The organism is Allobosea sp. MMO-172 (assembly GCF_037147855.1).
Lineage (GTDB): Bacteria > Pseudomonadota > Alphaproteobacteria > Rhizobiales > Beijerinckiaceae > Allobosea.
In genome coordinates this window covers 82,918-105,880 of sequence record NZ_JBBCUM010000016.1, presented here as the reverse complement: position 1 = coordinate 105,880, position 22,963 = coordinate 82,918, and the positions used below count along the sequence as shown (strand labels likewise).

Annotated in this window: 22 protein-coding genes; 13 read left to right on the top strand and 9 right to left on the bottom strand. The window is 67.3% G+C overall.

All coding sequences use genetic code 11. The features are described 5' to 3' along the window. Positions 1-119: 119 nt before the first annotated feature. From pdxH to WFK61_RS21260, 5 genes are all read left to right on the top strand, one after another. A complete protein-coding gene (pdxH, locus tag WFK61_RS21280; protein WP_336814067.1) occupies positions 120-734 on the top strand; it encodes a pyridoxamine 5'-phosphate oxidase in 615 nt (204 codons plus the stop codon). Between the two features lie 67 nt (positions 735-801). Further along, positions 802-1,524, top strand: coding sequence for an SDR family NAD(P)-dependent oxidoreductase (locus WFK61_RS21275; protein WP_257734972.1), 723 nt, complete (start codon positions 802-804; stop codon positions 1,522-1,524). 31 nt (positions 1,525-1,555) lie between these two features. Continuing rightward, a complete protein-coding gene (locus tag WFK61_RS21270) occupies positions 1,556-2,038 on the top strand; it encodes an NUDIX hydrolase (protein ID WP_336814066.1) in 483 nt (160 codons plus the stop codon). Continuing rightward, entirely contained in the window at positions 2,035-2,481 is a 447-nt protein-coding gene (locus WFK61_RS21265) for a TIGR02301 family protein (RefSeq protein ID WP_336814065.1), read from the top strand. Before WFK61_RS21270 ends, WFK61_RS21265 begins: the two co-directional genes overlap by 4 nt. 181 nt (positions 2,482-2,662) lie before the next feature. After that, positions 2,663-2,932 (top strand): hypothetical protein, encoded by a 270-nt coding sequence (locus tag WFK61_RS21260; RefSeq protein ID WP_348521636.1) that lies wholly within the window; start codon positions 2,663-2,665, stop codon positions 2,930-2,932. 9 nt (positions 2,933-2,941) lie between these two features. Here WFK61_RS21260 and WFK61_RS21255 read toward each other — a convergent pair whose 3' ends face one another. Both WFK61_RS21255 and ggt read right to left on the bottom strand, forming a co-directional pair. Beyond that, positions 2,942-3,955 (bottom strand): Gfo/Idh/MocA family protein, encoded by a 1,014-nt coding sequence (locus WFK61_RS21255; RefSeq protein WP_336814091.1) that lies wholly within the window; start codon positions 3,953-3,955, stop codon positions 2,942-2,944. 89 nt (positions 3,956-4,044) lie between these two features. After that, positions 4,045-5,640 carry a gamma-glutamyltransferase gene (gene ggt / locus WFK61_RS21250; protein WP_336814064.1) on the bottom strand — a complete coding sequence of 532 codons (1,596 nt, stop codon included), beginning with the start codon at positions 5,638-5,640 and terminating at the stop codon, positions 4,045-4,047. A 191-nt stretch (positions 5,641-5,831) separates the two neighbouring features. On the opposite strand from ggt, the gene ilvA reads away from it, so the two are divergent. The 3 genes from ilvA (at position 5,832) to WFK61_RS21235 (ending at position 9,543) form a co-directional block, all read left to right on the top strand. Then, a complete protein-coding gene (gene ilvA / locus WFK61_RS21245; protein ID WP_336814063.1) occupies positions 5,832-7,361 on the top strand; it encodes a threonine ammonia-lyase, biosynthetic in 1,530 nt (509 codons plus the stop codon). Positions 7,362-7,607: 246 nt separating this feature from the next. Continuing rightward, the gene (locus WFK61_RS21240) at positions 7,608-8,654 is read left to right on the top strand and encodes a YeiH family protein (RefSeq protein WP_336814062.1); all 1,047 of its coding nucleotides are present in this window, start codon (positions 7,608-7,610) and stop codon (positions 8,652-8,654) included. Between the two features lie 10 nt (positions 8,655-8,664). Further along, positions 8,665-9,543, top strand: a complete 879-nt coding sequence (locus WFK61_RS21235; protein WP_336814061.1) for a LysR family transcriptional regulator — start codon at positions 8,665-8,667, stop codon at positions 9,541-9,543. A gap of 3 nt (positions 9,544-9,546) precedes the next feature. Here WFK61_RS21235 and WFK61_RS21230 read toward each other — a convergent pair whose 3' ends face one another. Further along, complete coding sequence (locus WFK61_RS21230) at positions 9,547-10,605, bottom strand: ornithine cyclodeaminase (protein ID WP_336814060.1); 1,059 nt, start codon at positions 10,603-10,605, stop codon at positions 9,547-9,549. Positions 10,606-10,733: 128 nt separating this feature from the next. Here WFK61_RS21230 and WFK61_RS21225 point away from each other — a divergent pair, with 128 nt between their 5' ends. From WFK61_RS21225 to mgrA, 3 genes are all read left to right on the top strand, one after another. Beyond that, positions 10,734-11,171: an Lrp/AsnC family transcriptional regulator gene (locus WFK61_RS21225; protein WP_047577514.1), complete on the top strand. Its 438-nt coding sequence runs from the start codon at positions 10,734-10,736 to the stop codon at positions 11,169-11,171. Positions 11,172-11,420: 249 nt separating this feature from the next. After that, entirely contained in the window at positions 11,421-12,851 is a 1,431-nt protein-coding gene (locus tag WFK61_RS21220; RefSeq protein WP_336814059.1) for an aldehyde dehydrogenase family protein, read from the top strand. A gap of 219 nt (positions 12,852-13,070) precedes the next feature. Continuing rightward, the gene (mgrA, locus tag WFK61_RS21215) at positions 13,071-14,093 is read left to right on the top strand and encodes an L-glyceraldehyde 3-phosphate reductase (protein WP_336814058.1); all 1,023 of its coding nucleotides are present in this window, start codon (positions 13,071-13,073) and stop codon (positions 14,091-14,093) included. Positions 14,094-14,237: 144 nt separating this feature from the next. On the opposite strand, the gene WFK61_RS21210 is transcribed toward mgrA, so the two are convergent. Then, positions 14,238-14,726, bottom strand: a complete 489-nt coding sequence (locus WFK61_RS21210; RefSeq protein ID WP_336814057.1) for an Lrp/AsnC family transcriptional regulator — start codon at positions 14,724-14,726, stop codon at positions 14,238-14,240. 169 nt (positions 14,727-14,895) lie between these two features. On the opposite strand from WFK61_RS21210, the gene WFK61_RS21205 reads away from it, so the two are divergent. Continuing rightward, positions 14,896-16,257: an aminotransferase-like domain-containing protein gene (locus tag WFK61_RS21205; RefSeq protein WP_336814056.1), complete on the top strand. Its 1,362-nt coding sequence runs from the start codon at positions 14,896-14,898 to the stop codon at positions 16,255-16,257. A 9-nt stretch (positions 16,258-16,266) separates the two neighbouring features. Here WFK61_RS21205 and WFK61_RS21200 read toward each other — a convergent pair whose 3' ends face one another. The 5 genes from WFK61_RS21200 to WFK61_RS21180 all read right to left on the bottom strand — a co-directional run bounded on the left by WFK61_RS21200 (position 16,267) and on the right by WFK61_RS21180 (position 22,127). Next, a complete protein-coding gene (locus WFK61_RS21200) occupies positions 16,267-16,674 on the bottom strand; it encodes a DUF983 domain-containing protein (RefSeq protein WP_336814055.1) in 408 nt (135 codons plus the stop codon). 287 nt (positions 16,675-16,961) lie between these two features. Then, on the bottom strand, positions 16,962-18,374 hold the full coding sequence (gene lpdA, locus WFK61_RS21195) for a dihydrolipoyl dehydrogenase (protein ID WP_336814054.1): 1,413 nt from the start codon (positions 18,372-18,374) through the stop codon (positions 16,962-16,964). Positions 18,375-18,551: 177 nt separating this feature from the next. Next, complete coding sequence (locus WFK61_RS21190) at positions 18,552-19,847, bottom strand: dihydrolipoamide acetyltransferase family protein (protein ID WP_336814053.1); 1,296 nt, start codon at positions 19,845-19,847, stop codon at positions 18,552-18,554. Next, positions 19,847-20,863: an alpha-ketoacid dehydrogenase subunit beta gene (locus WFK61_RS21185; protein ID WP_336814052.1), complete on the bottom strand. Its 1,017-nt coding sequence runs from the start codon at positions 20,861-20,863 to the stop codon at positions 19,847-19,849. The genes WFK61_RS21190 and WFK61_RS21185 overlap by 1 nt, the downstream gene beginning before the upstream one ends. Before the next feature lie 4 nt (positions 20,864-20,867). After that, entirely contained in the window at positions 20,868-22,127 is a 1,260-nt protein-coding gene (locus WFK61_RS21180) for a 3-methyl-2-oxobutanoate dehydrogenase (2-methylpropanoyl-transferring) subunit alpha (RefSeq protein WP_336814051.1), read from the bottom strand. Between the two features lie 228 nt (positions 22,128-22,355). Between WFK61_RS21180 and WFK61_RS21175 the strand changes: the two genes are divergently transcribed. Further along, entirely contained in the window at positions 22,356-22,853 is a 498-nt protein-coding gene (locus WFK61_RS21175) for an Lrp/AsnC family transcriptional regulator (protein ID WP_336814050.1), read from the top strand. Positions 22,854-22,963: the final 110 nt, after the last annotated feature.

Genomic DNA, 22,963 nt, shown 5'->3' with positions numbered 1-22,963 from the left:
CTGCGCAAAGGTTGAGGCTTTGGAACGCCCCCGCCCCTGCCCTATATAAGCCAACCGCCCGAACCCGGATCACTTCTGCGCTCGCCCAACGCCCATTTCCACTACCCGAGGATTAGAACGTGCAACCGTTAACGAGCGGTGACTTCACCGAGGAAAACGAGCCTTTCGCCTTGTTCCAGAAGTGGTTGGATGAGGCCACGAAGTCCGAGCCGAACGACCCCACCGGCATGGCGCTCTCGACCGTCGATGCCGAGGGCATGCCGAACAGCCGCATGGTGCTGCTCAAGGGCCACGGGCCGGACGGTTTCGTGTTCTACACCAACACCGAAAGCCAGAAGGGCCAGGAACTCATCGGCCAGCCCAAGGCAGCCGCGCTGTTCCACTGGAAGAGCCTGCGCCGTCAGATTCGCATCCGCGGCAATGTCGCGCTCGTCAGCGATGCCGAATCGGATGCCTATTTCCAGTCCCGCCCGCGCGACAGCCGCATCGGCGCCTGGGCCTCGCAGCAATCGCGCCCGCTGGAGAGCCGCTTCGCGCTGGAGAAGGCGGTGGCCAGCTACACGCTAAAATTCGGCATCGGCGAGATTCCGCGCCCGGCCTACTGGCGCGGCTTTCGCATCACCCCGACCTATATCGAGTTCTGGCGCGACGGCGCCTTCCGCCTGCATGACCGCATCATCTTCCGCCGCGACTCGAACGAGACGCCCTGGACGAAGACGCGCTTCTACCCCTGAGGACACCTGCCCCATGGCGATGCCCAAGTTCGATTTCCCGAAGACTGAGGCCGGCAAGCGCCCGGTCATGCTGCTGACGGGGGCAAGCCGCGGCATCGGCCATGCCACGGTGATGCAGTTCGCCATGGCGGGCTGGCGCATCCTGTCCTGCTCGCGTCAGGCCTTCTCCGACAAATGCCCGTGGCCGTCGGGCGCCGACGACCACATCCAGATCGATCTCGGCGACCCCGAGGACACGATGCGCGGCATCGCCGAGATCAAGAAGCGGCTCGCCATCGAGGGCGGCAAGCTGCATGCGCTCGTCAACAATGCCGGCATCTCGCCGAAGGGGCCGAAGGGTGAGCGTCTCGGCGCCGCCACCACCTCCTTCAACGACTGGCACAAGGTCTTCCAGGTCAATTTCTTCGCGCCGATCATGCTGGCGCGCGGCCTGCTCGACGAGCTCACCGCCGCCAAGGGCGCGATCGTCAACGTCTCCTCGATCGCGGGCTCGCGCGTCCATCCCTTCGCCGGGGCGGCCTACGCGACCTCGAAGGCGGCGCTCGCCAGCCTGACCCGCGAGATGGCGGCCGATTTCGGCCCGCTCGGCGTGCGCGTCAACGCGATCTCGCCCGGCGAGATCGACACCTCGATCCTGTCGCCGGGCACCGAGAAGATCGTCGCAACCCTGCCGATGCAGCGCCTCGGCAAGCCCGACGAGGTCGCGAAGGCGATCTATTTCCTCTGCACGGATGCCTCGAGCTACGTCACCGGCTCTGAGCTGCACATCAATGGCGGGCAGCACGTTTGATGCGTGAGCTCCTGGCACGTGAGCTCCTGGCATGAGCGAAGACGGCGGCCAGGTCATCCGCTTTCCTGCGCCCGGCCGGGCTGCGGCGCGGCCGGTGCTGGCGGCTTCCGTCGCGGTCTTCCGCGACGGCAAGGTGCTGCTGGCGACCCGGACGAAGCCGCCTGCCGATCAGCTCTGGTCGCTGCCGGGCGGCAAGGTCGAGGCCGGGGAGACGCTTGAAGAAGCGGCCCTGCGAGAGCTGGAAGAGGAGGTCGGCGTCGTCGCCCGCATCCTCGGCTTCAACCGCCATGTCGAGATCTTCGGCCGGGACGCCAAGGGCGCCGTGACGCATCATTTCGTCGTCGCCTCCTTCATCGGCGCATGGCTCTCCGGCGAGCCCCGCACGGGGCCGGAGGCCGGGGCGGTGATGTGGGCTGACCCGCTGAAGCTCGGCGGGCTCGCCACCACGCGCGAGCTCGGCGACGTGCTGCGCCGCGCCCATCAGCTCTTCACAACCGGAATGGGCTCCTCATGATGGCCCGGCTTCGCCATCCGGCGCTTCTGGCCGCCCTGCTCCTGCTGCCGATTGCGGCGAACGCACAGCAGCGGCCTCAGCAACCTGCCGCGAAGCCGCCTGCGACCAAGCCCGCCGAGCAAGCGCCGGCCGAGCCTGCCGCTCCGCCTTATGAGCCGCAGCTCCTGCAGCTCTCCGAGATCATGGGCTCGCTGGCCTATCTCAGGACGCTCTGCGGCGGGCGCGAGGCGCAGGACTGGCGCACGCGGATGACGGCGCTGATCGAGGCGGAAGGCCGGACGCCGCAGCGCCGCGACCGGTTAACCGCAGCGTTCAATCGCGGCTTCAAGGCCTATTCCCTGACGCATCGCTCCTGTACCGAGGCCAGCCAGGAAGCCTCGTCCCGGCTTGCAACCGAGGGAGAGGCGCTGTCGCGGGCGCTGGCCGGCCGCTATGGCGGCTAGGCAACAGCTGTTGCCGTAGAACCTCTTCCACCGGATTTTCCCGGTCGCGTTAACCTTTCTTAAACACCGCGGTAGCGTGCCGCTCTGGCACGGCTTATGTCTTGGCATCGCCCAACCGTCGCGATCCGGAGCAGAAGCGCCGCGATTCGCGTCAGACAGAAGGCTCAAGAGTCCCGTTTCGATGCCGATCCAGCCAGACGACACGATGCTCGACCCGAATCTCGCCGAGGACCATGGCGACGTCCGCCGCGTGGCCTATGGCTATGTCGAGGATGCCTTCAACGAGGCGCAGCAGGACGGGCTCGATCCCGATGCCATGGCCCATGCCGCCCTGTTCGCGGCGCTGCGGACGCTGGTCGAGACCTATGGCGAGGACGCGACTGCGACCTTCGCCGAGACGCTGGCCGACAAGGTGCGCTGCGGCGCCTTCACCTGCGGCACCCGCCACTGAACAAGGCGGTCAGGGCGCTGCCGCCGGCTGCGCCCGCATCGTTTCGATGATCCGCAGCACGGCCGCGCTCTCGCCGAGCGGCATCTCCGCGCAGGCGCTCTTCCCCGCACGAATCGCCGCCATCGCCGCTTCCGCCTGGAATTGAAGGCCGTTGCCGGGACAGGCAAGGTTTTCGTTGATCCGGCCGGATCGAGGCAGGCGGTCGAGCAGGCGCGTCACGCCGCCCGTTCCGCGCTCGTAAGCTGCGGCTGCGCGGCCCGCAGCGTCATACCAGCTCAGCCGCTGCACCTTCAGGAAGGGCGCCTCGAAGATCACTCCGCCGCGCTCGCCTTCGACAAGCAGCCGGTTAGCTCCGTCCTTATCGAAGCCGCAGGAGAGCTCCGCGACCGCCGACGGATAATCCAGCCGGAAGAAGCTGCGCCGATCGACGCCGGTGCCGGCGGCGAGCCAGCTCCCGCTTACGGCTAGCGGCTCGCCCAGCAGATGCAGGGTAAGCGACAGCGGATAGACGCCGAGGTCGAAAGCCGCGCCGCCGCCCACGGCGGGATCGAAGAAGCGGCTGCCGGGTTCCTCGGGATGGAGATAGGAGAGATCGGCCCGGATGCGCCGGACCTTGCCGATGCGGCCCGAGGCAATCTGCTCGCGCCCCCGGCGCAGCGCCGGCAGGAAGCGGCTCCATAAAGCTTCCATCGCGAAGATGCCGCGTTCGTCCGCCGCCCGCGCGATCGCCTCGACATCGGCGCTGGCGAGCGCGATCGGCTTCTCGATCAGGACCGGTTTGCCGGCGGCGATGGCCCTCAACGCCTGCGCGGCGTGGAGATAGTTGGGCGTCGCGACATAGACCGCATCGATCGCGGGATCGGCCAGGAAGGCGGCCTCGTCGTCATGCGCCTTCGCCTCGCCGAAACGCGCGGCAAAGCCCTGCGCCTTCTCCAGCGACCGTGAGTGCACGGCGACGACACGCGCCTGCGGCAGCAGGCCGAGATCGGCGGCGAAGAGCCCGGCAATGGTGCCGGTGCCCATGATCCCCCAACCGAATGGCCTGTCCTGCGCCAAGCGCCCCTCCCTCGCTGGCGACGAGCGATAGCGGAGGGGCGTTAAGGCCGGGTTCCTCAGACGGCGAGCGCGAAGCCGTCCTTGCGGTGGTCGGAAGCGCCGAACATCACGCCGCGCTTGTGGTCGACCCAGATCGCCTGGCAGCCGCCGAGCGCCTCCTCGGCCCAGGTCACGTCATGGCCGCGCGCCTTCAAATCGGCGGCGACGCTCGCGGGGATCGTCGTCTCCAGCGAGAGCTTGCCGTCATAGGCGAAGCTGCGCGGCGCGTCCGAGGCCTGCTGCGGATCGAAGCCACGGTCGAGGATGCCGGAGAGGAAATGCGCATGGCCGGTCGACTGGTACTGGCCGCCCATCACACCGAACGGCATGATCGGCTTGCCGTCCTTGGCGAGCATGCCCGGGATGATCGTGTGGAACGGGCGCTTGCGCGGCGCGATGGCATTGGGATGGCCTTCGATCAGACGGAAGCCCGAGCCGCGATTCTGCAGCATGACGCCGGCCTTGGCGGCATAGATGCCGCTGCCGAAGGCGGAGAACAGCGAGTTGATGAAGGACACCATGTTGCCCTGGCCGTCGACGACGCAGAGGTAGATCGTGTCCTTGTGCAGGGGCATGTCGAAGACTTCCGGCGCCGCCGCCTTCTCCAGGCTGATCTGCTGGCGGATACGGCCGACGAACTGGTCCGACAGGAAAGCCTCCGTGTCGAAGGGGCTGACGGCCGGATCGGCGACCAGCGCATCGCGCTGGCGATAGGCGGCCTTGCTGGCTTCGGCCAGGAGATGGATGCGGTCGGCCTCGCTCAGCTTCCCGTCCTTCATATCGAAGCCTTCGAGGATGCGCGCGATCAGCAGCGCGGCGATGCCCTGGCCGTTCGGCGGGCATTCCCAGAGGCGGTGGCCGCGATAATCGGCACCGATCGGATCGACATAGTCCGGCTTCGAGGCGGCGAAATCCTCAAGGCTGATCAGGCTGCCGGCCGCGTTCAGCACGGAGACCATGTCCTGCGCAAGCTCGCCCTCGTAGAAGGCCGAGCGGCCCTCGCGGGCGATGCGGCGCAGCATGTTGCCGAGCGCGGGATGGACCATCTTGTCGCCGATGGCCGGGGGATTGCCGCCCGGCAGGTAGACGGCATTGCCGAGGCCGTGCTTCTCGATGCGGCCCCGCGCCTTGGCCCAGTCGAGGGCGACGCGCGGCGTCACCACGAAGCCCTCCTCGGCGGCGCGGATCGCGGGCGCGAAGATCTCGTCGAGGCTCTTGCTGCCATGGTCGGCAACGAGGCGGCACCAGGCGTCGATGGCGCCGGGCACGGTCACAGCATGGGGCGAATCCGCCGCGATCGAGGTCATGCCCTGGCCGAGGAACCAGCCGAGCTCGGCCTTGGCGGCCGAACGGCCCGAGCCGTTGATCGCGACCATCTTGCCATTGGCCGGGGCATAGATCGCGAAGCAATCGCCACCGATGCCGGTCATGTGCGGATCGACCACGGCCTGGACGGCAACCGCCGCGATGGCGGCGTCGATGGCGTTGCCGCCCTTGCGCAGAATTTCAACGGCCGCCAGCGTCGAGGCCGGATGCGAGGTCGCCGCCATGCCGCGATCGCCGACCGCAACCGGCCGGCCCGGCACCATGAAATCGCGAACGCCCCAGCTCATGCTCGTCTCCACCTCTGCGACGCCATCGCTGCGCGGCGCCTTGTCTCGCTCACCGCTTTGGCGCGCCGGCCGGGGGCTTGGCAATCCCGCCCGACGCATGGCCGGCACCACCCGTCCCTCGCCGCACGCAACGATCTCGATTGACATAACCGCACATCGGACTATCGCCGCGTCCGAAGGACGGGCCTGCCATGCAAGACTACATCCGCAAGATCATCGGGGCGCGTGTCTATGACGTCGCGATCGAAAGCCCGCTCGACCCGCTGCCGCGGCTCTCCGCCCGGCTCGGCGGCAGCGCGCTCCTCAAGCGCGAGGATCTGCAGCCCGTCTTCTCGTTCAAGCTGCGCGGCGCCTACAACAAGATCGCCGGGCTTACCCAGATCGAGGCCGAGCGCGGCGTGATCTGCGCCTCCGCCGGCAATCATGCGCAGGGCGTGGCGCTGGCGGCGAAAAAGCTCGGCATCAAGGCGACCATCGTGATGCCGCGCACCACACCCGACATCAAGGTGCAGGCGGTGCGCAGCCTCGGCGGGCGCGTCGTTCTCCATGGCGAGAATTTCGACGAGGCCTATGGCCATGCCCGCAAGCTGGAGGCGGAGAAGGGGCTGACCTTCGTGCACCCCTATGACGACCCGGACGTGATCGCCGGCCAGGGCACGGTCGGCATGGAGATCCTGCGCCAGCATTCCGAGCCGATCGAGGCGATCTTCGTGCCGATCGGCGGCGGCGGGCTCGCGGCCGGTGTCGCGGTCTACGCCAAGTTCCTGCGGCCCGAGATCAAGGTGATCGGCGTCGAGCCGGAGGATGCGGCATCCATGGCCGGCGCGATTGCAGCAGGCGAGCGGGTGGTGCTCGATCAGGTCGGTCTCTTCGCCGACGGCGTCGCCGTGCGGCAAGCGGGTGAAGAGACGTTCCGGCTCTGCCGGGAGTTGCTCGACGAGGTCGTCACCGTCTCGACCGACGAGATCTGCGCGGCGGTGAAGGATATCTTCGAGGATACGCGTGCCATCGCCGAGCCCTCCGGCGCCGTCAGCCTCGCGGGCCTGAAGGCCTATGCGGCGCGCGGGCCCAAGCGCAGCGGCGCGCTGATCGCGATCAACAGCGGCGCCAACATGAATTTCGACCGCCTGCGCCATATCGCCGAGCGGGCCGAGATCGGCGAGCATCGCGAGGCGCTGCTGGCGGTGACGATCCCCGAGAAGCCCGGCGCCTACCGCGCCTTTATCGAATTGCTCGGCCGGCGTGCGATCACCGAATTCAACTACCGCTATTCCGATCCCAGGGCCGCGCGCATCTTCGTCGGCGTGCAGTTGTCCGAGGGCGATGCCGAGAAGCGCCAGATCATCGCGATGCTCTCCGAGCACGGCTACCCCGTGCTCGACATGAGCGACAACGAGCTCGCCAAGCTGCATATCCGCTACATGGTCGGCGGCAAGGCGCCCGGGCTCGGCGATGAACTGATCTTCCGCTTCCAGTTCCCGGAGCGACCGGGCGCGCTGCTGAAATTCCTCAACAGCCTCTCGGCCGACTGGAACATCTCGCTGTTCCACTATCGCAATCACGGCGCCGATTACGGCCGCATCCTCGCCGGCATCCAGATCCCCCCGGCCCAGCGCGGCCAGCTCACCAAGCGTCTCGATGCGCTCGGCTATCCCTATTGGAGCGAGAGCGACAACCCGGCCTATCTCTCGTTCCTGGCGGAGATGCCGACAGAGGGCTGATCGCCCATTTTTAACGACGGCTTTCGGTCAACCTCTGCGTCATTGCGAGCGCAGCGAAGCAATCCAGGGGGATTGGGCAGAGCGCCTCACCCAGTCCCCCTGGATTGCTTCGTCGCTTCGCTCCTCGCAATGACGGCAGAGCCGCAACCTATTCATTCGATTCAAACGAACGATACGTTTGATATTACGCATTGGATCGATTGGATGGAGAAGAATATTTCCTGACCAGCATCGGAGAGCTGGTCAATGTCCTCTTACGCCCCGCAGAACCTCGCACAGCCCGCCCCGGCGGCGGCCGGCGCGCCGTGGCTCGCCATCGGCCCCGGCCTGCTGCTCGCCGGCACGATCGCGGCGGCCGGTTTCGCGTTGCGGCAGGTGCCGGGGCTCGGCGCCTTCAGCCCGATGATCCTCGCCATCCTGATCGGCATCGGCTTCCACAAGCTCGTCGGCACCCCGGTCCGCGCCAAGGCGGGCGTCGCCTTCGCCATGCGCAAGGTCCTGCGCTTCGCGATCATCCTCCTCGGCCTCCAGCTCACCGTGGCGCAGGTGCTGGCGGTGGGGTTTAGCGGCATCACCGTGATCGCGCTGACGCTGGTCTCGACCTTTCTGTTCACCACCTGGCTCGGCCGGCGGATCGGCGTCGAGCGCAAGCTCGCGGAACTGATCGCGGCGGGCACCTCGATCTGCGGCGCCTCCGCCGTGATCGCGACCAATACCGTGACGCAGGCGCCCGACGAGGACGTCGCCTATGCAGTAGCCTGCGTCACCGTCTTCGGCTCGATCGCGATGTTCACCTATCCGCTGCTGCCGGGGCTGCTGCATCTCGATGCCCATGGCTACGGCCTGTGGACGGGCGCCTCGATCCACGAGATCGCGCAGGTCGTCGCCGCCGCCTTCCAGGGCGGGCAGCAGGCCGGCGAGTTCGGCACCGTCGCCAAGCTGTCGCGGGTGATGATGCTCGCGCCGGTTGTGATCACGCTCGGGCTGATGGCGGCGCGGCGCGCCCGCGGCAAGGGCGATGCCGGCGCGCAGGCCAAGGCGCCGATGCCCTGGTTCGTGCTCGGCTTCATCGCCATGGTCGGGCTCAACAGCCTCGTCACCATCCCCGCCGATGCCAAGGCCGGCATCGTCACGGCGACCACCTTCCTGCTCGCGATGGCCCTGGCCGCGATGGGGCTGGAGACCGATATCCGCAAGCTCAGGGCCAAGGGCCTGCGCCCGCTGCTGCTCGGGCTCGCCGCCTTCCTGTTCATCGCTTGCTTCAGCCTTCTGCTGGTGAAGCTCGCCGCGTAAGCTCGGGCGCATGACGCTCGAACAGCTCCGCATCTTCGTCGCCGTCGCGGAACGGGAACACCTGACGCAAGGGTCCCGTGCCCTCAATCTCACGCAGTCGGCGGTGAGTTCCGCGATCGCGACACTGGAAGCGCGCTATGCGACGAAACTGTTCGATCGGATCGGCCGGCGGATCGTCCTGACCGAGGCCGGCAAGCTTTTCCTGACCGAGGCGCGCGCCGTACTGGCGCGGGCGGCGGCAGCGGAGGCGGTGCTGTCCGATCTCTCGGGATTGGCGCGCGGTTCGCTTGCGTTGATGGCCAGCCAGACGGTTGCAAATTACTGGCTGCCGCCATTGATCCAGCGCTTTCGCCGGGAGCATCCCGGCATCACTGTGTCGCTCGCGATCGGCAATACCGAGACGGTGAGCGCCGCGATCCATGACGGTGCGGCCGATCTCGGCTTCATCGAGGGCGAGATCGACGACCCGGCGCTGGCGATCACGGCCGTGGCCGAGGATGAACTCGTCATCGTCGTGCCGCCCGGCCATGCGTGGTCGCAGCAGCCGCCCTCGCCTGTCGAGCTGTCGCAAGGCGTCTGGGTCCTGCGCGAGCCGGGCTCGGGGACGCGGGCGATGTTCGAGGCGGCTTTGCCGGGGCTCGGCCTCGCAACGACAGATCTCGCCATTGCACTGGAACTGCCGTCCAACGAGGCAATCTGTGCGGCCGTTGCGGCCGGCGCGGGCGCGACCGCGATCTCGCGGCTCGTCGCCGCCAATGCGATCGCAGCCGGGCGGCTCGCTACGGTGGCGCTGCCATTGCCGAAGCGTCGCTTCCTCGCACTTCGCCACAAGGAACGCTACCTCGCCAAGGCGGCGGCGGCGTTCCTGGCGCTCAGTCAGGCCGGCTGACGCTCAGGCCGCGGCAGCCGAGCCCGGCGCGGCGCGCATCAGCATGCCGAACAGGTCGCGGGAATCGTCCGGGTCGGCGATCAGGTCGAGATCGACATAGGTGCCGGCCTCGCGGATGCGCTCATAGACATAGCGCAACGCTGAAAAATCCTCGATCGCGAAACCGACCGAGTCGAACATCGTGATCTGGCTGCTATCGGTACGTCCCTGAGCCGTGCCGGCGATGACCTTCCAGAGCTCCTCGACCGGATGGTCGGCGTCGAGCTGCTGGATGTCGCCCTCGATGCGGGTCTGCGGCGGATATTCGACGAAGATCGAGGAGCGCAGCAGCACGTCGCGATGGATCTCGGTCTTGCCGGGGCAGTCGCCGCCGACAGCGTTGATGTGAATGCCGGCACCGACCATGTTGTCGGTCAGGATCGTCGCGTACTGCTTGTCGGCCGTGACCGTGGTGACGATTTCGGCACCCTCGACCGCTTCCATCGCGGTGGCGCAGCGGGTGATCCTGAAGCCGTGCCGGGCGAGGTTGCGGGCGCATTTCTCGGTCGCGGCCGGATCGACGTCATAGAGCCGCAGATTCTCGATGCCGAGGATCGCGCGGAAGGCGAAGGCCTGGAACTCGGACTGGGCGCCATTGCCGATGATCGCCATGGTCGCGGCGTGTTTCGGGGCGAGATGCTTCGCCGCCACCGCCGACATCGCCGCCGTGCGCAGGGCGGTCAGGAAGGTCATCTCCGAGAGCAGGACGGGATAGCCGGTCGCGACATCGGAGAGCAGGCCGAAGGCGGTGACCGTCTGCAGGCCGGCCTTCATGTTCTTGGGGTGGCCGTTGACGTATTTGAAGCCGTAGAGCTTGCCGTCGCTGGTCGGCATCAGTTCGATCACGCCCTCGAGGCTGTGCGAGGCGATGCGCGGCGTCTTGTCGAAGATTTCCCAGCGCCGGAAATCGTCCTCGATATAGCCCGCGATCTCGGACAGCATCCGCTCGATACCGATCGCATGGACCAGCTTCATCATGTGGTCGACGCTGACGAAAGGCACGACGTTGAGCTGCTGAATCATGGGTCCCCGCGCTGTTCTCGTTGAAGGCGCGATTGTCCCTGTTTTCGGCGGCAGGCGAAAGAAGCCAAAACGACCAGATCGGCGCCAAGATTGATCGATATGGCAAAGTCATCTATCCAATTCGAACGATGGACGATCTCGACCGCAAGCTTATCACCCTGCTGCGCCATGACGGGCGCCGCAGCATCTCGGACCTCGCCGCCGATCTCGGCCTGACGCGGGCGACGGTGCGGGCGCGGCTGGAAAAGCTGGAGCAATCCGGCGAGATCATCGGCTTCACGGTGATCCTGCGCTCGGATGCGATCGACCTGCCCGTGCGCGGCATCACCATGATCGAGATCGCCGGCCAGGCGGCCGATACGGTGATCGACGCGCTCTCGGGCTTCACCGAGGTCTCCAGCATCCACACGACCAACGGCAACTGGGACCTTGTCGTGGAGCTGGGCACGTCCGATCTGATCGCCTTCGACCAGGTGCTCCGGCGCATCCGCATGATCCCCGGCGTCACCAACAGCGAGACCAGCCTGCTTCTGGCGACGCCGCGCAGCGTCAAGGCGCGGCTCTAGCCCCCGCAAGAAGCGCCGCTGCATGGCGGCCATCCGCAAACGCGGCGCGGCGCCCCGTGACAGGCGCGCATCCGCCCCCTAACGTTGCGCCCCGTCAGATACAGCGTTGGTGGCGGCCGGCGATGCATGATCGCGCAGGGCCGCCCGTTCGCGTCGGACACCCACAGTTCCCGCTCGGGGCATCGATATCCGGCCGCTTTCCGGCAGGTTGTCCGCGCCACGAGCCAAGACGAGGCAGGAGACCAGACCATGGCGCATGAGCTCGAATTCTATATCGACGGCCAGTGGGTGAAGCCGTCGGGCAACCGCACGCTCGGCGTGATCGACCCGTCGAACGAGGAGGTCTTCGCCACGATCGCGCTCGGCGAGCAGGCCGATGTCGACAAGGCCGTCGCGGCCGCCCGCGCCGCCTTCCCGGCTTTCGCCAAGACCTCGAAGGCCGAGCGCCTCGCCCTGATGCGCCGCCTCGCCGAGGCCTACAAGAAGCGCTACGACGCCATCGCCGACATCCTGTCGCGCGAGATGGGCGCGCCGAAGGAGCTGGCGCACCGCGCGCAGGCCGCGATGGGCACTGCCCATCTCGCCAAGATGATCGAGACCCTCGAGAACTTCGAGTTCGAGGAGCTGCGCGGCACCACCCTGATCGCCAAGGAGCCGATCGGCGTCGTCGGCATGATCACGCCGTGGAACTGGCCGCTCAACCAGATCATGTGCAAGGTCGCGCCTGCGCTCGCCGCCGGCTGCACCATGGTGCTGAAGCCCTCCGAGATCGCGCCGCTCAACGCCATCATCTTCGCGGAAGCGATGGAAGAGGCCGGGGTACCGAAGGGCGTGTTCAACCTCGTCAACGGCGACGGCCCGACGGTCGGCGAAGCGATCTCGCGCCATCCCGGCGTCGACATGGTCTCCTTCACCGGCTCGACCCGCGCCGGCATCCTCGTCGCCAAGGCGGCGGCGGACACCGTCAAGCGCGTGCACCAGGAGCTCGGCGGCAAGTCGGCCAACATCATCCTGGACGATGCCGACCTGAAGAAATCGGTGAAGCTCGGCGTCGAGAGCGTGATGCGCAACTCCGGCCAGTCCTGCAACGCGCCGACCCGGATGTTCGTGCCGGAGAAGCTGCATGAGGAGGCGCTCGCCATCGCCAAGCAGGTGGCCGAGCCGCTCAAGGTCGGCGCCCCCTCGGCGGATGGCGTCTTCCTCGGCCCGGTCGTCAGCGAGGTCCAGTACGAGAAGATCCAGCGCCTGATCGAGGCCGGCATCAAGGAAGGCGCGACGCTGGTCACCGGCGGCCCCGGCCGTCCGGAAGGGCTCAATCGCGGCTACTACGTTCGCCCGACCGTGTTCGGCGGCGTGACCGACGAGATGACCATCGCCCGCGAGGAAATCTTCGGCCCCGTGCTGTCGATCCTGCCCTACAAGAGCGACGACGAGGTGGTGGAGCGCGCCAACGACACGCCCTACGGCCTCGCCTCCTATGTCCAGTCGGGCTCGCAGGAGCGTGCGCGCGGCATCGCCGCGCAGATGCGCTCGGGCAATGTCTACATCAACTATCCGGCCTGGGACGCCGGCGCGCCCTTCGGCGGCTACAAGCAGTCCGGCAACGGCCGCGAATACGCCGATTTCGGCCTTGAGGAGTTCCTCGAGATCAAGGGCACGGTCGGCTACGCCGCGGCCTGAGGCAGCGCGCCCGGTCGTTGAACAAGGACGCTTCCCGTCATGGTCGGGCTTGTCCCGACCATCCACGTCTTCGCTCTTGAAGCGCTGCGTTCAAGACGTGGATGCTCGCCACAAGGGCGAGCATGACGGCGAGGTTCCAGCGACAGCGAGGCCCGGTGGACCAAACGCCACCGGGCCTTCATTTTATACCCGTTTCAATCGATTGAGAGGCTTGGGGCCATGGTCAATCCGAACCGCTATGACGCGATGCGCTACAACCGCTGCGGCCGCAGCGGGCTGCAATTGCCGGCGCTCTCGCTCGGCCTCTGGCAGAATTTCGGCGAGACCGGCCAACACGCCAATATGCGCGAGATCTGCCGCACGGCTTTCGACCTCGGCATCACGCATTTCGACCTCGCCAATAATTACGGTCCTCCGCCCGGCTCGGCCGAGACCGCCTTCGGCGAGATCCTCGGCCAGGATTTCGCCGGCTATCGCGACGAGCTCGTGATCTCGACCAAGGCCGGCTACCGGATGTGGCCCGGCCCCTATGGCGAATGGGGCAGCCGCAAATACCTGATCTCCAGCCTCGACCTGAGCCTGAAGCGGATGAAGCTCGACTATGTCGATATCTTCTATTCGCATCGCTTCGACCCGAACACGCCGCTGGAAGAAACGATGGGTGCGCTCGACGCCATCGTGCGCCAGGGCAAGGCGCTCTATGTCGGCCTCTCCTCCTACAACGCGAAGCGTACGCAGGAGGCGGCCGCGATCCTGCGCCGGCTCGGCACGCCCTGCCTGATCCACCAGCCGAGCTATTCGATGCTCAATCGCTGGATCGAGCAGGACGGCCTGCTCGACACGCTCGACGCCGAGGGCATTGGCTCGATCGTGTTCTCGCCGCTGGCGCAGGGCATGCTGACCGACAAATACCTGAAGGGCGTCCCGGCCGGCAGCCGCGCCGACAAGAAGGCCCCCTCCTTCCGCGACGGCTTCCTCAGCGAGGCCAATCTCAGGAGCATCGCCGCGCTGAACGAGATCGCGGCGGCGCGCGGCCAGAGTCTCGCCCAGATGGCGATCGCCTGGGTCCTGCGCGGCGGACGCGTCACCTCGGCCCTGATCGGCGCGAGCCGGCCGGAGCAGGTGACGGATTGCGTCGCCGCGCTGAAGAACCCGGAGTTTTCGACTGAAGAGCTGGCGGCGATCGACAGGCACGCCGTCGATGGCGGGATCAATATCTGGGCGGCTTCGGCCGAGCGGTAGGACGCTCGTTCCCTTCTCTTCAGGAGACCACCGTCATGCTCGCCCTTGTGGCGAGCATCCACGTCTTGAACATTGCGCTCGTCCAGCGAAGACGTGGATGGTCGGGACAAGCCCGACCATGACGAGCATGCGAACCGGTCTCGCCTAATCCTCCTCCGGCACCGCCGCGATCGGCAGTGCGCTGGAGCGCTTCACCTGGCCAAGCGCAAAGCTCGACTCGATCGAGGCGACGCCGTCGAGGCGCGTCAGCTTGTCCTTGAGGAAGCGCTCATAGGCCGGCAGGTCGCGCACCACGATGCGCAAGAGATAGTCGCGCTGGCCGGTCATCAGGTAGCAATCGACCACCTCGGGCCAGCGCGCCACGGCCTGCGAGAACCGGTCGAGCTCGTCCTCGCGCTGGCGCTCCAGCTTGATCGAGACGAAGACGCTGATCGGCAGGCCGACCTTGGTCTGGTCGATGATCGCGGCATAGCCGGTGATCACGCCGGCCTCCTCCAGTATGCGGATGCGCCGCGCGCAGGGCGAGGCGGAGAGGCCCACGCGCTCGGCCAGATCCTGCACCGAGAGGCGCGAATTGATCTGCAATTCCCCTATGATCTTGCGGTCGAGCGCATCGAGGCGCAGGCGTGCCATGCCCTGTCTCCGGTCCGGCTGAGATCGCTCTATGACAGGAGAGGAAGCCCGCCACCACCGGCATCTCCGCGAAAGGGGACGGCGGCGATGGCATGCCTCTGGCGCGAACGCGCGGGCCGCGCTATGCGATACCTACAATCCAATGAATGTATGGAAATCAGGCTTGGCGATGGCCGACAGCGATGACGCGCTCCACTGGACAGGCCGGCTCGATCCGGCCGCGGGACCGCGCTATCTGCAGATCGTCGCGCAGCTCGAACGCGCCGTTGCGACCGGGCTGCTGCGGCCGGGGGATCGCTTGCCGCCGCAACGCCGGCTGGCCGAGCATCTCGCCGTCGACCTCACCACGGTGACGCGTGCCTTCGGCGAAGCCCGCGAGCGCGGCTTGATCGATGCGGTGACGGGGCGCGGCTCCTTCATCTCGGCACGGCAGGAGCAGGAAGGGCCGCCGCTCGATCTCAGCATGACCATCCCGCCAGCGCCGAAGGGCCTGCGGCTGGGCGAGCTGATGCAGCGCGGCATCGCCGAAATCCTGGCGCGCAGCGATGCCGACCAGCTGATGAACTATCATGGCGGCGCCGGTTCGCTGGCCGAGCGTGCGGCCGGCGCCGCATGGCTGGCGCCCCTGATGGGAACAGTTCCGCCACAGCGCATCGCCGTAGTATCGGGCGCCCAGACCGGACTCAACGCCCTGCTCTCGCTGCTGGCCCGGCCGGGCGACACGATCCTGATGGAGCCGCTGACCTATCCCGGACTGATCGGCGCGGCGCGGCAGCGGGGTCTTACGATCGTGCCAGTCGCGAGCGATGAAGACGGTCCGTTGCCTGACGCGCTCGACGAGACCGCGAACCGGCATGGCGCAAAACTGTTCGCCCTGACGCCGACGCTGCAGAACCCGACCTGCATCACCATTCCGGAACGACGCCGGCAGGACCTTGTCGCCGTCGCCCGCCACCGCGATCTCAGATTGATCGAGGACGATCCCTACAGCCTGCTCGCCGGCGATGCGCCCGCGCCGCTAGCAGCGCTAGCGCCTGAACGGACCTGGCATGTCGCGACCTTGTCGAAGGTGCTGACGCCCGGCCTGCGCACGGCCTTCGTCATGATGCCGGAAGGCGTCGACAGTTCCCCCTATCTTGCCGCATTGCGCGCAACCGCCCTGATGCCCGCGCCCCTGATGACGGCGCTTGCTGCACACTGGATCAGGATCGGCGCGGCAAGGGACCTGCTGGACGGCGTCCGGCGCGAGGCGGCCGAACGGCAATCGCTGGCGCGGCAGATCCTGCCCGCGACGATGCAGGCCCATCCGCATGCCCTGCATGTCTGGCAGCCCCTGCCCGCGCATTGGGCAGGCGATCGATTGATCGAACGCGCCCGCGAGGCGGGCCTGGGCGTGATGGCAGCCGATGCCTTCAGCACCGGCGGAACAGCGCCGGATGCGATCCGGATCGCGCTCGGCGCCATCCCCGAGCGGGCCCGGCTGGTCGAGGCGCTTGGCCTTCTCGCCGGGCTGATCCGGGCGGAGCGCTGAGCGCCCGCCTCAGTTCGAGGCGACCGGCTTGTCCTGCGGCACCGGGCGCGCGAGCCGGCCTTCCTCGGCCTTGTGGAAATATTGCGAGGCGATCAGCCAGCCCTTGAGCGGCTGCAAGGGCGGGATGCAGGTCAGAAGGATCAGCGGCAGCGTCGTAACCAGATGCACCCAGGTCGGCGGATTGTAGTTCAGCTCCAGCCAGAGCGGGAAAGCCGCGGCCGGGATGCAGACGAACATCATCACGAAGAAGGCCGGCCCGTCCGCCGGATCGGCGAAGGCATAATCGAGGCCGCAATTCTCGCATTTCGGCTTCAGCTTCAGGAAGCCTTCGAACATCTTGCCCTGCCCGCAGCGCGGGCAGCGGCCGCGCAGGCCGGTCTTGAGCGGAGAGAGTGGCGGCCAGTGCTCGCCGGACATGGAATGTCTCCTCAGGACGGCGCCGTTCGTTCGGCGTCGCCCCTCAGATCGCTCTCGATACAGACAATGTCAAGATTGTATGCATCATAGCCGACTGCCTGCGCGGATCCGTCGCGGGGTGCTGCGACCTGTCAGAACCAAACGCGGGTCATCCCGGGCGACCGAAGGGAGACCCGGGATCCATTCCGGAACCTCTGTCGGAAGCGCTCCGGAATGGGTCCCGACTCTTCGCTGCGCTACGGCCGGGATGACTCGCGCCTTTGCTTGGAACGGAGTGCCGAACCCACTCAGATATGCAGCGCGTGGCCGAGCGCCTTCATCGCGGCCTCCGGGAAGGCCTCGCCCAGCGTCGGATGGGCATGGATCGTGCCGGCGATGTCCTGCAGCGTCGCACCCATCTCGACCGCAAGCCCGAAGGCCGCCGAAAGCTCGGAAACGCCCTGCCCGACCGCCTGGATACCCAGCACCAATTCGCTGCCGGCCTGCGCGACGACGCGGACGAAGCCGGCCTCGCCATGGCGGGTCATGGCGCGGCCATTGGCGGCGAAGGGGAACTGGCCGATCTTGAGCTCATGGCCGGCGCGCTTGGCCTCGTCCGGCGAGAGGCCGACCGAGACGATCTCGGGATCGGTGAAGCAGATCGCCGCGATGCCGCGCTTGTCCCAGGCCCGCGGCAGGCCGGCGACGATCTCCGCGACCATCTCGCCCTGCGCCATGGCGCGATGCGCCAGCATCGGCTCGCCGGTGACGTCGCCGATGGCGTAGATGCCGCGCATCGCCGTCTCGCAGCGCTCGCCGATACGGATGAAGCGGCCGTCCATGTCGAGCACGAGGTTTTCGAGGCCGAGACCGTCCGTGACCGGCTTGCGGCCAACCGTGACCAGGATCTTGTCGGCCGGCAGGCTGCGCTCCTTGCCGTCCGCCGTCTCGATGCGCAGGCCGTCGCCCTTTTGCGCGCCGCCTTTGGGCGTCGGGCCAAGCGCCTTGGCCCCTAGCAGCACCTCGACGCCGAGCGCGGTCAGGCGCTTGGAGATCGGGCCGGTCAGCTCGGCATCATAGAGCGGCAGGATCTTGTCCTGCGCCTCAACGACCGTGACCTTGGCGCCGAGCTTGGCGAAGGCGGTGCCCAGTTCCAGCCCGATATAGCCGCCGCCGACCACGACGAGGCGCTTCGGTACTTCGGTCAACGCCAGCGCGCCGGTCGAGGAAATGACGTTGCCGCCGAAGGGCAGGAAGGGCAGTTCGACCGGCGCCGAGCCGGTCGCGATGACGATCGCCTCGGCCTGGATCGTCTTCGGGCCGGTCTCGGTCTCGACGACCACGGTCTTGCCGTCGCGGAAGCGGGCCTTGCCATGGACGATCTTGACCTTGGCCTTGCGCAGCAGGCCGGCGACGCCGTTGTTGAGGCGCTGGACGATGCCGTCCTTCCAGGCCACGGCCTGTTTCAGGTCGAGCTTCGGCTCGGCTGCGGTCAGGCCGAAGGGCGTCTTGCCGGCGGCGGCTTCCGCCGCCTTCTCGAACTCCTCGGCGACATGGATCATCGCCTTGGAGGGGATGCAGCCGACATTGAGGCAGGAACCGCCGAGCTTGGTGCTCTCGACGATGACGGTGTCGATGCCGAGCTGGCCGGCGCGGATGGCGCAGACATAGCCGCCGGGGCCGGCACCGATGACAAGGAGCTTGCAGGTGATCTCGGTCATGGACGGCCCTCGCCACAACGGGTCGGAATCATGCGGTGGAACCTCGCCGTCATCCCGGCCGAAGCGAAGCGGAACGTCGGGATCCATCGTAGAGCGCCGCGCCCTACGATGGATCCCGGATCTGCGCCGCTAACGCGGCTTGTCCGGGATGACGCGGTGTTTCCGAGCTTCATCACGTCACATATCCACGAAGAGCGTGGCTGGGTTCTCCAGCAACTCCTTCAGCCGCTGCACGAAGACGGCGGCGTCCCAGCCATCGATGACGCGGTGGTCGAAGCTGGAGGAGAGGTTCATCATCTTGCGCGGCACGAAGGTGGTGCCGTCCCAGACCGGGCGCACGACCATCTTGTTGACGCCGACGATGGCGACTTCCGGGTAGTTGATCACCGGCGTCGTCGCGATGCCGCCGAGCGCACCGAGCGAGGTGATGGTGATGGTCGAGCCGGTCAATTCGTCGCGGGTCGCGGTGCCGTCGCGGCCCCGCTCGGCGAGCCGGGCGAGTTCGATCCCGCAGCCCCAGAGATCGCGCGCCTCGGCATGCTTCACGACCGGCACGATCAGGCCGGTCGGCGTCTGCGTGGCGATGCCGATATTGATCGCGGCATGCTGGCGCACGATCCCGGCATCATCGTCATAGAGCGCGTTCAGCGCCGGCTGCTCGGCGAGCGCCTTGACCATGGCGCGCATCAGGAAGGGCAAGAGCGTCAGCTTCGGTCGCTCCGGCGTCGGCTTCTTGTTCAGCGTCGCGCGCAGGTCCTCCAGCGGCGAGACGTTGACCTCCTCGACGATGGTGATGTGCGGAATGCGCGATTTCGACAGCGCCATCTTCTCGGCGATGCGGCGGCGCAGGCCGACGACCTTGACCTCGGTGACGGCGCTCTGCTCGACGAGCCCGCCACCACGGGCCGGCTCCGGGCCGTGCAGCAGGAAGGCGTCGATATCCTGATGGGTGATGCGGCCGGCCGGGCCGGTACCCTGAACCTGGCGCAGGTCGACCCCGGCCTCCCGCGCCTTCAGGCGCACGGCCGGCGAGGCCAGCGGCTTCTCGCCCGGCGCGCGGCGCTGGACGGGAGCTGCGTCGGCGCGCGCGGCTTTCGGCGGCGGAGGCGACACAGCCAGCTTGGCAGGAGCAGCCGGCGCAGCGGGCTTTTCGGCCTTGGGCGGTGCGGCGACCGGAGCCGGCTCCTCGGCCGGCGCGTCCTCGGCGGGCTCTTCGGCCGCGGCACTATCGCCCGCAACCTTGAGCTTCACGATGGCCGAGCCGATCGCCACGGTGTCGCCGACCTCGGCGCCGACCCAGGTGACCTCGCCCTCGACGGGAGAGGGAATCTCGACCGTCGCCTTGTCGGTCATCACGGCGGCGAGCAGGTCGTCCTCGCGAACGATATCCCCGACCTTGACGCGCCACTCGACGAGTTCGGCTTCCGCGATGCCCTCGCCGACATCCGGCAGCTTGATGATGCGCTCGGCCATCAGCGTGCCTCCATGATGTCGCGCAGCGCCTGTCCAAGGCGGGCGGGGCCCGGGAAGTAGTCCCATTCCTGCGCATGCGGATAGGGCGTATCCCAACCGGTGACGCGCATGACTGGCGCCTCCAGATGGTAGAAGCAGTGCTCCTGCACCAAGGCAGCGAGTTCGCCGCCGAAGCCGGAGGTCAGGGTCGCCTCGTGCAGCACGATGCAGCGGCCGGTCTTCTGGACCGAGGCCAGGATCGCCTCCAGATCGAGCGGGACGAGCGTGCGCAGGTCGACCACCTCGGCGTCGATGCCGGTGTCCTCCGCGGCCGCCAGCGCGACATGGACCATTGTGCCATAGGCGAGGATCGTGACGGCCGAGCCCTCGCGCCGCGTCACCGCCTTGCCGAGCGGCACGGTGTAATGGCCCTCCGGCACCTCGGCGAGCTCATGCTTCGACCAGGCCGTGACGGGCCTGTCGTGATGGCCGTCGAACGGGCCGTTATAGAGCCGCTTCGGCTCCAGGAAGATCACCGGGTCCGGGTCCTCGATCGCCGCGATCAGCAGGCCCTTGGCGTCATAGGGGTTGGACGGGACGATCGTCTTCAGGCCGGAGACATGGGTGAAGAGGGCTTCCGGGCTCTGACTGTGGGTCTGGCCGCCGAAGATGCCGCCGCCGGTCGGCATGCGGATCACCAGCGGGCAGGTGAAGTCGCCGGCCGAGCGGTAGCGCAGGCGGGCGGCCTCCGAGACGATCTGGTCATAGGCCGGATACATGTAGTCGGCGAACTGGATCTCGATGCAGGGCTTCAGGCCATAGGAGGCCATGCCGATCGCCGTGCCGACGATGCCGGCCTCGCTGATCGGCGCGTCGAAGCAGCGGGAGACGCCGTATTTCTGCTGCAGCCCGTGGGTGCAGCGGAAGACGCCGCCGAAGAAGCCGACATCCTCGCCGAAGACCACGACATCGTCGTCGCGGCCCATGGCGACGTCCATCGCGGAGCGAATCGCCTCGATCATCGTCATGCGGGACATCGCGTCAGACTCCGATCTGCTGGCGCTGGCGGCGCAGATGCGGCGGCAGCTCGGCATAAACGTCCTCGAAGATGTCGCGCGCCGAGGGCTTGCCGCCGGAATGCAGGGTGCCGAAGCTCTCGGCCTCCTTCTGCGCAGCGATGACGGTGGCGAGGATCTCGGCTTCCGCCTGCTTGTGGCGCTCCTCCGACCAGGCGCCGACCGCGATCAGGTGCTGCTTCAGGCGGATCAGCGGATCGCCCAAGGGCCAGTCGTCGGATTCGTGCTTGGGGCGGTAGGCGGAAGGGTCGTCCGAGGTGGAATGGGCGCCGGCGCGGTAGGTGACGTATTCGACCAGCGTAGGACCCAGATTGCGGCGGGCGCGCTCGACCGCCCATTGCGCGACGGCATAGACCGCGAGGTAGTCGTTGCCGTCGACGCGCAGCGCCGGGATGCCGAAGCCGAGCCCCCTTGCGGCAAACGTACCGGAACCGCCGCGCGCGATGCCCTGGAAGGTCGAGATCGCCCACTGGTTGTTGACGACGTTGAGGACGACGGGGGCCTTGTAGGTCGAGGCAAAGACGAGGGCTGCGTGGAAATCCGATTCCGCCGTCGAGCCGTCGCCGATCCAGGCGGCGGCGATGCGGGTGTCGTTCTTGATCGCCGAGGCCATCGCCCAGCCGACCGCCTGAACGTATTGCGTCGCGAGATTGCCGGAGATCGAGAAGAAGCCGTGCTCCTTGGAGGAGTACATCACCGGCAATTGCCGGCCCTTCATCGGGTCGCGCTCGTTCGAGTAGATCTGGCACATCATGTCGACGAGCGGGTAGTCGTGCGCGATCAGCAGGCCCGCTTGACGATAGGTCGGGAAGTTCATGTCGCCGGGCTGGAGCGCGATGCGGAAGGCGCAGCTCACCGCCTCCTCGCCCGTGTGCTGCATGTAGAACGAGGTCTTGCCCTGGCGCTGCGCCATCTGCATGCGCGCATCGAAGGTGCGCAGCGTCATCATGTGGCGCAGGCCGCGGATCAGGTCCTCATGCGAGAGATCCGGCACCCAGGGGCCGACCGCCTCGCCCTCGCGGTCGAGCACGCGGATGATCGAATAGGCGAGGTCGCGGATGTCCTTGGGATCGACATCGACCGGCGGGCGGGCGACGGAGCCGGCCTTCGGGATCACGACATGGGAGAAGTCCGGTTTCTCACCCGGACGGCTCGCTGGTTTCGGAACATGGAACTGCAGTGGCTGGGTTGCTGCCGGCGTCTGGCCTGACTTGTCGCTGCTCATGAGCGCCTCCATCCCTGACGCCACCAGCATTCCGCCTTCGCGCGCATCCCGCAAGCGCCCTCTCGCGCTCCTCGTGATGCGGCAAGGCGCACAGCCGGCCGGCGATCGTTCCCCTTGCAACCAACGCTAGCGGGGACGGTTCGGAGGTTCATTCCGAATTTGCCGGAAAGCGTGAAATCAGACAGAAGAAACATCTGTCTTACTCGACATACCCAGAATGATCGTCCGATGAACAAAAAGACCCAGAACGGTCCTGCTCTCGATCTAATCGATCGCAAGATTCTCGCTGCGTTGCGGGATGACGGGCGCCTCACGACGCAGGCGCTGGCCGAAAAGGTCGGGCTTTCGCCCTCCCCGTGCTGGACGCGGGTGAAGCGATTGGAGGAGTCCGGCGCGATCGAGAAATATGTCGCGCTGCTCGACCACAAGGCGCTCGGCTACAACAACATCGTCTTCGTCGAGATCACGCTCGACAAGCACGACGACCAGGTTCTGGACCAATGCGGCGAAGCGCTGAGCCGGGCGCCGGAGGTGGTCGAGGCGCATCTGGTCACCGGCGAATACGACTATCTCGCCAAGGTCGTGGTCAGCGGCACCGACCATTACGAGCGTTTCCTGCGCGGAACGATCTACCGCATTCCGGGCGTCCGCCACACGCGGACGACGTTCGGTCTGAGGGCGCTGAAGCGGACGCTGTCAGTCGATCCGCTGAAGGTCGTGGGGTAGTCGCCGCCACCGTCATGCTCGCCCTTGTGGCGAGCATCCACGTCTTAACCACCGCATTCGCGAAAGGAAGACGTGGATGGTCGGGACAAGCCCGACCATGACGTGAGGTG

Bases quoted from the DNA above. Each gene is read 5' to 3' on its own strand.
- WFK61_RS21220 (WP_336814059.1), top strand. From the start codon at position 11,421: ATGGCGCATGAGCTCGAATTCTATATCGACGGCCAGTGGGTGAAGCCG.
- WFK61_RS21260 (WP_348521636.1), top strand. From the start codon at position 2,663: ATGCCGATCCAGCCAGACGACACGATGCTCGACCCGAATCTCGCCGAG.
- WFK61_RS21265 (WP_336814065.1), top strand. From the start codon at position 2,035: ATGATGGCCCGGCTTCGCCATCCGGCGCTTCTGGCCGCCCTGCTCCTG.
- WFK61_RS21200 (WP_336814055.1), bottom strand. From the start codon at position 16,674: ATGTCCGGCGAGCACTGGCCGCCACTCTCTCCGCTCAAGACCGGCCTG.
- WFK61_RS21275 (WP_257734972.1), top strand. From the start codon at position 802: ATGCTGCTGACGGGGGCAAGCCGCGGCATCGGCCATGCCACGGTGATG.
- WFK61_RS21225 (WP_047577514.1), top strand. From the start codon at position 10,734: ATGGACGATCTCGACCGCAAGCTTATCACCCTGCTGCGCCATGACGGG.
- ggt (WP_336814064.1), bottom strand. From the start codon at position 5,640: ATGAGCTGGGGCGTTCGCGATTTCATGGTGCCGGGCCGGCCGGTTGCG.
- ilvA (WP_336814063.1), top strand. From the start codon at position 5,832: ATGCAAGACTACATCCGCAAGATCATCGGGGCGCGTGTCTATGACGTC.
- WFK61_RS21210 (WP_336814057.1), bottom strand. From the start codon at position 14,726: ATGGCACGCCTGCGCCTCGATGCGCTCGACCGCAAGATCATAGGGGAA.
- WFK61_RS21190 (WP_336814053.1), bottom strand. From the start codon at position 19,847: ATGGCCGAGCGCATCATCAAGCTGCCGGATGTCGGCGAGGGCATCGCG.
- WFK61_RS21235 (WP_336814061.1), top strand. From the start codon at position 8,665: ATGACGCTCGAACAGCTCCGCATCTTCGTCGCCGTCGCGGAACGGGAA.
- WFK61_RS21255 (WP_336814091.1), bottom strand. From the start codon at position 3,955: ATGGGCACCGGCACCATTGCCGGGCTCTTCGCCGCCGATCTCGGCCTG.
- WFK61_RS21270 (WP_336814066.1), top strand. From the start codon at position 1,556: ATGAGCGAAGACGGCGGCCAGGTCATCCGCTTTCCTGCGCCCGGCCGG.
- mgrA (WP_336814058.1), top strand. From the start codon at position 13,071: ATGGTCAATCCGAACCGCTATGACGCGATGCGCTACAACCGCTGCGGC.
- WFK61_RS21175 (WP_336814050.1), top strand. From the start codon at position 22,356: ATGAACAAAAAGACCCAGAACGGTCCTGCTCTCGATCTAATCGATCGC.
- WFK61_RS21230 (WP_336814060.1), bottom strand. From the start codon at position 10,605: ATGATTCAGCAGCTCAACGTCGTGCCTTTCGTCAGCGTCGACCACATG.
- WFK61_RS21205 (WP_336814056.1), top strand. From the start codon at position 14,896: ATGGCCGACAGCGATGACGCGCTCCACTGGACAGGCCGGCTCGATCCG.
- WFK61_RS21185 (WP_336814052.1), bottom strand. From the start codon at position 20,863: ATGTCCCGCATGACGATGATCGAGGCGATTCGCTCCGCGATGGACGTC.
- WFK61_RS21180 (WP_336814051.1), bottom strand. From the start codon at position 22,127: ATGAGCAGCGACAAGTCAGGCCAGACGCCGGCAGCAACCCAGCCACTG.
- WFK61_RS21240 (WP_336814062.1), top strand. From the start codon at position 7,608: ATGTCCTCTTACGCCCCGCAGAACCTCGCACAGCCCGCCCCGGCGGCG.
- lpdA (WP_336814054.1), bottom strand. From the start codon at position 18,374: ATGACCGAGATCACCTGCAAGCTCCTTGTCATCGGTGCCGGCCCCGGC.